Below are 3,747 nucleotides of genomic sequence, written 5' to 3' on the forward strand. Positions count from 1 at the left end.
CGCGTGAACTGCGGTGTGACAAACGGACCAACGACACGGGGGAAGGGAGCTGAGACAGATGGGCACGTCAGCGGGTAGGCTTCGCCTAGCGTCAGCGCATGGACAGGCCCGGACACCGGGGCAGGCTGGGGGAGTTGGTCAGCGTGCGGTACGCGTCTTGGCGACCGCCTCGTCCAGGTGGGCGTCCACGAGGCCCGGCGAGCCGGAGACGATCACCAGGACGTTGCCGGTGCGGATCGCCGTCTGCTTGACGACGCTGCGCTGCCCGCCGGCGGAGAAGGTGAGCAGCTGGCTCCACTGCTCGTCGCCTAGGTCAGGCGCGGCCGACTTCTCGGTGCCCATGTCGACGATGGTGCTGCCCGACGTCACCTGGTACGAGGGGCAGGAGAGCATCGCGTCGAAGACCTTCGAGATGCCCTTGGACAGCTTCGCGGCGCTGTCGCTGTACAGCTCCTCGCTCACTTCGGAGGAGCTGCTGCCGGTGTAGGCGAAGGACACCTTCGCCTTGTGGGCGAAGTCGGGACCCGAGCCGGTGGCCGTGTCACCGCCGAGCTTCTCCAGCGCCGGACAGCCGATGACGGTCACGTCGTCGTTGTGGTGAGGGGCCTCGGGCTTGCGGGTGTAGCCCTCGCCCAGGTCGCTCTCGTTCAGCAGCCGCTGATTCAGCTGAGCCGATGACAGCGCCGCGGATGTCGAGGGCGTGCTGCCGCCCCGGTGTGCGGAGGCAGAGGAGTCAGCGGGCTCGTCATGGCCGGCGCAGCCGGTGAGGGCCAGGACGGTGCAGACGGTGCTGAGGCCGAGGGTGGTCGTGATGGAGCGGCGCACGTGGAAACCCCTTGGTATGCGAGACGGATGGTCTGACCGGGTCGGCCCTCCGGATGCCGACGAACGCAGGGGAGAGGGGAAGGGGTTTCGCGCTTTCAGCGGCCGAGGTGGCGCAGGCCGTCTTCGAGGGTGGGGTGGAAGTGGTCGACCGGACCGGAGTTGCGGTTGTACCAGGCGGTGTCCAGCCGGGTCTCCTGCGCCTCGTGGCCGGCCTCGCAGCGCAGCCACACCGAGTCGTCGCGCATGTTGAAGACGATCCAGTTCCGGTACGCACCGCAATGGCAGGCGTGGACTTCGCCGTCGATGACGAGCGGCAGGTCCCAGCGCATCATGAAGCCCGACACGTCCTGGCGGCACGGTGCCCGGAACTCCGGCGGTAGGAAGTCGGGCACCACCGTGGCGTCGTTCGGTGCGGCCGGGGCTGGCGCAGCAACCGGGACGGGAGCCTCGGGCCACTCGGTGTGCATGGCCAGCAGCGCCTGGCCGGCACGCTGGGCTTCACGGAACTCTCGGTCCGCACGGGTGCGTCGGAACATGCCGTCTCCATTTCTGTCGTCTCGCCTGCACGAGGAGAGTGCCGCAAGTCCCTGACCTGCTGCAACTCTAAGATTGTTGAATTCAACGGGAGTTGGCGGGACGCTCCTTGTTCTTCGTCGGACGCTTCGCGGCAGGCCGGGTTGCGCTGGGCGCGGTGGTGGTGTGCTCGGGCAGGGTGGATGCGTCGGCGGGCAGGTCGGCCATGCGTCGCAGCCGCCACACGAGGACGTCGCTGATCGACTCGGCGGTGCCCAGTTCCCGTCGTTCGGCGGCCTCGGCCAGGAGCGCGGCCGGGTCGTGCCCGGCGCTCTCGACGTCGGCGAGTGTGGCGGCCAGTGCGTACCAGCCCTGCTCGGCGAGGACCTGCTCGGCCAGCTCCGGCACCGCCTGGCGCAGGTAGGCTGTCTGCTTGCGCTGCAGGGGTAGGGGCAGGCGCCGGCCGCGCTGGTGCATGACGCCCAGATACATCGGCGCGGCGGCCTGGTAGGCGGCGCGCAGGTGCTCGGCTGCCTGGTGGGCAGCAGCGGCCTGCTGGGCGTGCTCCTTCATTGCGTGCCAGTGGGCGGCGGCGGTGACTAGGAAGAACACCATGTCGATCAGCATGGCGGTGCTGGCGCCGTCCTCCCCGCGGCCGAGCGCCGGCCCGCCGTGGACGAGGTCACGGGCGGCCTGCCGCAGACCGCGGGCGTGCCCGCGCTCGGCCCGGATGTGAGAGCGGGTGGCCCGCTCGAACGCGAAGGCTGCGTCGCGCAGTTCGCGCCGGGTGTGCGCAGCCGAGGTCTTGGCGAGCGCGTCGAGGACTTCGCCGCCTGCGGCGATCAGTGCGGCAATCTGTCCGTCGTCGCCCTGGTCGATGATGCGTACGGCCTGCCAGGACGCAGTCGTCGCTTGGCGGCGCGCGTCCGAGGGCCTGATGCGATTCGACCCGGAGGAACGGTCCGTGGTGGTGTCCTGGTCGGGTTCGGAGGTCCCGCCCGCCCATCGTTCGCGGATGCGCGGCAGGGAGAGGTCGGGCGCGAGAGTGGAGCCCGAGTAGTAGATCGGCTCCTGGTCCTCGTTGCGGTCGTCGGACAGCGCGACTTTGTAGCCGAGCAGGTCACCGGAGGGCGCGACGCGCTGGTGGACAAGGAGGCCGGCGGCGGTCAGGCGGTCGAAGAATTCCTTCTCGCTGGTGACGCCGGCGGCGGCGCGGCGCACCGTCTCGCGCAGTTCTTCGCGTGGCGTGCGTTCCTTGCCCTGGCGGTTGGCTTTGTGGCGTTCGGCACTGCTCGGGCGTTTGGCGGCGGTTCCGTCGCCGACGTTCACCCGCCGTAGTCCGTAGTCGATTTCGATCTTCCGGGCTTCCGCCTGGGCGCGGGCGCCATCGCGGCGGATGCGGGCCTGGCGGCCGTCGTGGCGGACGACGGTGGCGATGATGTGGATGTGGTCGTCGGCATGGCGGACAGCCGCCCAGCGGCAGGCGGCGTCGTCGCCATCGGGGGCGATGCCGGTTGCGGAGACCATGCGGCAGGCGATGTCCGCCCACTGCGCATCGGTGAGAATCGGGTCTTCGGGGGCGGCGCGTACGGACAGGTGCCATACGTGCTCGGCGGGCCTCTCGCTTTCGGGCAAGGCCATGACGGGCTGGTCGAGCAGGACCTGCAGGTCGCGCAGCGCCGCCTTGAAGTCGGGGTTGCGGCCGGGATCGGGGGCCAGACTGTCCCACGCGGCGACGAGGTGGGGGTCGACGTGTTCCTCGGCCTTGCCGGGGCTGTACAGGTATTTCAGCAGGCCATGGGTGTCGTCACCCATGTCGTTCACAGAGGGGATCATGCTGCCGGACGCTCGCTGTCCAGGTAGTGCTGGATGAACCCGTGCACCTCCAGGCGAACCTGGTCGACACCGTCGAGGACTGCTCGGGCCTGCGGCGCCAGCTCGTCTCTGTTCAGGGCTGCAGCAACCTGGTTGAGGTTGTTGCCGATCCGGCTCAGCGCGGGACCCAGGGCAAACAGCTGCCGCTTCATTTCGCGTTCGCCGGCGACCTCGGCTTCTGTACGGGTGAGATCGCGGGCGGCGCTGAGTGCGGCATGGGCGAGGAAGCCGGACGGTGTCATGGCACACGCTGCCGCCGCGTCGAGTACGGACTGCTTCTCAACGTCGTTGAAGCGGCTGGTGATCCGATGTTGGCGTTTGCTGGATTTGGTCTTCGGCTTGCGATTACGTGCGGGCGGCGGACTCGGCGGCGCACTCGCGTGCTGGGCGCAGTGCGGGTTGTGGCACGGGTGAGTTGTCTCCTCCTTGGGATGCGAGCCGTCCTCGATCGTGGGCACGTTGGCGAGGGTGGCGACCTTGCCGTCGCTCTTCTTCGCCATCTGCAGGGCGTCGGCGAAGAGGTCGTCGTACGTC

4 protein-coding genes are annotated in these 3,747 nt (G+C 69.3%); all 4 read right to left on the reverse strand.

Features of this window, described 5'->3' with window-relative positions:
* Nucleotides 1–138: 138 nt before the first annotated feature.
* Nucleotides 139–825 carry a hypothetical protein gene (locus tag ACWC1K_RS50515; protein WP_450840959.1) on the reverse strand — a complete coding sequence of 229 codons (687 nt, stop codon included), beginning with the start codon at nucleotides 823–825 and terminating at the stop codon, nucleotides 139–141.
* Nucleotides 826–920: 95 nt separating this feature from the next.
* Nucleotides 921–1,361, reverse strand: a complete 441-nt coding sequence (locus tag ACWC1K_RS50520; RefSeq protein ID WP_450840961.1) for a hypothetical protein — start codon at nucleotides 1,359–1,361, stop codon at nucleotides 921–923.
* An 82-nt stretch (nucleotides 1,362–1,443) separates the two neighbouring features.
* Nucleotides 1,444–3,174, reverse strand: coding sequence for a relaxase/mobilization nuclease domain-containing protein (locus ACWC1K_RS50525; protein WP_450840963.1), 1,731 nt, complete (start codon nucleotides 3,172–3,174; stop codon nucleotides 1,444–1,446).
* A partial coding sequence (locus tag ACWC1K_RS50530) for a plasmid mobilization protein (protein ID WP_450840965.1) occupies nucleotides 3,171–3,747 on the reverse strand: 577 nt, incomplete at its 5' end. The genes ACWC1K_RS50525 and ACWC1K_RS50530, both read right to left, overlap by 4 nt.

Source organism: Streptomyces sp. NPDC001492, assembly GCF_053597275.1.

Coding starts and splice junctions, on each gene's coding strand:
- ACWC1K_RS50520 (WP_450840961.1), bottom strand. CDS start 1,361: ATGTTCCGACGCACCCGTGCGGACCGAGAGTTCCGTGAAGCCCAGCGT.
- ACWC1K_RS50525 (WP_450840963.1), bottom strand. CDS start 3,174: ATGATCCCCTCTGTGAACGACATGGGTGACGACACCCATGGCCTGCTG.